This is a genomic window from Acidovorax sp., from assembly GCF_046339755.1.
Lineage (GTDB): Bacteria > Pseudomonadota > Gammaproteobacteria > Burkholderiales > Burkholderiaceae_C > Acidovorax.
Map to the genome: position 1 here is coordinate 1 of NZ_JBKDTZ010000363.1, position 3,084 is coordinate 3,084.

Here is a 3,084-nt window from a genome sequence, read left to right on the forward strand (position 1 = left end):
GTCGCGAGCAGGTGGGCCGCGATGCCGATCAGCCACAGCCCGGCTTGGTCGCGCAAGATCAGCCAGAGCGCTGAGAAAATGGCCCAGCCGACCAGCGAGTTCCATGCACCCGCAATCAAAAAACGAAACCACTGGCGTTCCAGCATGCTAGTGTCCCGAGTTGGAAGTTCGTTGAAGAAAGAAATCTGCCGAAATCGCTGCCAGGCTAGGCGCGAAGCGCAGCCATGCCGGGTGGCATGGCGAGCATTTGCACCGACGCATGGCGGGGATTGTCGGTAGATTTATGCAACGAATTTCCAACTCGGGACACTAGGGTGTGGCGCCATCGTTTTTGGGCTGGGGAAAGTTGATCCGCTCTTTCTCGACGACCAACGGACGCTTCTGCACGTGGGTGTGGATTGCACCGATGTATTCGCCGAGAATTCCGATAAAGAAAAGCTGCACCGATGCGAAGAAGAACATGCTGATGAGGACTGGCGCAATACCTAGTGCAAAACTGTTCCAGAAGAACAGTTTTGCAATCAAGTATCCCAGCGCCACCAGCAGGCTCAATGCACTGAGCCCAAAGCCAGCCATGGTTGCCATCCGCAACGGCACCTTGGAATGGCTGGTGATGCCCAGCATCGCGAGGTCGTACAGACTGTAGAAATTGTTCTTGGTGATACCGCGGCGGCGCAGACCCTGTTTGTACTCGACGCGGCCAATCTCGAGGCCGATGTCCGAGATCAGGCCGCGGAAGTAAGGGTATGGGTCACCAGTCTCACGGATGATTTCGATCACCTGCCGATCGTACAGTCCAAAGCCGGTCACATGCTGGATCAGCGGCACACTGGAGATGCGCGATGCGAATGCGTAGTAGGCCGAGCGCAGGAACCACCACAGCCGGGTTTCCTCGCTGGAGGCCTTCACGCCCAGCACTACGCGCTTGCCGGAGCGCCATTGCGCGATGAATTCCGGAATCAGCTCTGGAGGGTCCTGCAGGTCTGACGCCAAAACCACGACCGCCTGGCCCTTGCACTGCAACAACCCGTAGTACGGGGAGCGAACCTGCCCGAAATTACGGGCATTGACTATCAGACGGATGCGGGGATCCGCGGTGATCTCGGCGCGGATGCGCGCGACCGTGTCGTCCGTGGAACTGTTGTCGATCAGAACATGCTCGTAATCGACACCATCGACCGATTCCATGGTCTGGCGGATGCGCCTGCACAGTTCTTCGATGTTCTCCGCTTCGTTGAAGCAGGGGGTGAGCACACTGATCAACGGGCGATCGTTTCCCATGGAAGAAAGGTGCTGGCTGCACTGCTGTATGAAGAGGGAGGGCCTGGCGTCTGATTGTAGAGGCATGTTCTGCAGTGTACGATGCGCGCTGCAGTCACTCGCGGGCTTTCCTACCCCCTATGTCCCAACAACAGTACATCGACGGCAAGACCGTGCTCGTCACCGGTGGCACTGGCTCTTTCGGCCAGGCTTTCGTCCAGTCCGTCTTCGATAAATATGCGCCGCGCGAGCTCGTGGTGTTCAGCCGCGACGAGTTCAAGCAGTCGGAGATGGCCAAGCGCTTCCCGACCAACAAGTTCCCGATTCGCTACTACATCGGCGACATCCGCGACCGCGACCGGCTGCTGCGCGCCTTCAACGGGATCGACGTGGTGATCCACGCCGCGGCGCTCAAGCAGGTGCCTGCGCTGGAGAACAACCCGTTCGAGGCCGTCAAGACCAACATCCTGGGTGTACAGAACATCATCGAGGCGGCGCTGGATCGCGGCGTCAAGCGCGTCGTGGGCGTCTCTACCGACAAGGCGGTCAGCCCGACCAATCTGTACGGGGCCACCAAGCTTTCCATGGAGAAATTGTTGGTTGCTGCCAACAATTACGTGCGGTATCGCGATATCAGCTTTACCGTTGTGCGTTACGGCAATGTCATCGGCAGCCGTGGCAGTGTGATCCCCTACTGGTGCGAATTGATCGCCAAGGGAATCAAGCAGCTTCCTCTGACCAGCCCGGAAATGACGCGCTTCGTCATCACACTTGACGAAGGGGTGGACCTGGTGATCCGGGCACTGAACCAGGCGGCTCCCGGTGAAGTGCTCGTACCCAAGATCCCCAGCATCAAGATGGAGGACCTGGCCAAGGTCTTCCCTTCCGATGTAAGCGTGGACGTGGTGGGAATCCGGCCCGGGGAGAAGCTGCATGAGAGCCTGATTGGTGAGGATGAAGGCCGCCACACCTACGATGCCGGCAGCCATTATGTGATTGCCCCGGAATTCGAGTTCGCAAGGGACAGCGGCGTTGCGCAGGTCGGCACCCCCGTACCCAAGGGATTCCATTACCGCAGCGATCTCAATTCACAGTGGCTGCATGCCGACGAGATGCGGCCGATTGTGAATGACTGGTTGCGCCAATACGGGCTGAAGTGACGGGTCTGCACGATGTCTGATGCGTGCGCGGTGTTGGTGACCGGTGCGACGGGCTTGTTGGGCAGCGCTGTGATGTCGGCGCTCACTGAACGTGGCGTGCCTGCCATCGGCACCACCCGTGCCGCCACCCTCGGCGTTCCCGGCGCATCATGGTTCACGGCCGATCTCGGCCAGCCCGGGGGTGCTATGCGCACTCTTGAGGCGTGCCGGCCTGTCTGCATCGTGCACTGTGCGGCGCTGACCGATGTGGACTGGTGCGAGCGGCATCCGGACGCCGCACACCGCTTCCATGTAGGCCTGACCGCCGAGCTGGCGTCGTGGGCCCGGGACCATGGTGCCCGGTTGATCTATGTGTCGACCGACTCGGTCTTCGACGGTATGGCCGGCGGATACGATGAGTCTGCCACTCCTTCACCGCTGAACGTCTATGCGCGGACCAAGCTGGCCGGCGAGCAGGCTGCCGCCCATGCGGCGCATATGATCGTGCGTACCAATTTCTATGGCTGGTGCCCGCCAGGCAAGACGCGCCTGTGCGAATGGGCGCTTGCACGCTTGCGGCAGGGTGCACCCGTGCCAGGCTTCGACGACGTCTTTTTCTCGCCCTTGTCCGCGCCCAGTCTCGCCGCCCGGCTGGCTCAGCTCGCCCAGTCAGATGCTGAGGGGC

Annotated in this window: 3 protein-coding genes; 2 read left to right on the forward strand and 1 reads right to left on the reverse strand. The window is 60.5% G+C overall.

Annotated features, from left to right (window positions below; genetic code table 11):
- Positions 1-309: 309 nt before the first annotated feature.
- Entirely contained in the window at positions 310-1,281 is a 972-nt protein-coding gene (locus tag ACK59X_RS31280) for a glycosyltransferase family 2 protein (RefSeq protein WP_409962818.1), read from the reverse strand.
- A 119-nt stretch (positions 1,282-1,400) separates the two neighbouring features.
- Between ACK59X_RS31280 and pseB the strand changes: the two genes are divergently transcribed.
- Both pseB and ACK59X_RS31290 read left to right on the forward strand, forming a co-directional pair.
- Entirely contained in the window at positions 1,401-2,420 is a 1,020-nt protein-coding gene (pseB, locus tag ACK59X_RS31285; protein WP_409962820.1) for a UDP-N-acetylglucosamine 4,6-dehydratase (inverting), read from the forward strand.
- A 12-nt stretch (positions 2,421-2,432) separates the two neighbouring features.
- Positions 2,433-3,084, forward strand: a 652-nt coding sequence (locus tag ACK59X_RS31290; RefSeq protein WP_409962822.1) for an SDR family oxidoreductase, incomplete at its 3' end; no start/stop codon positions are given.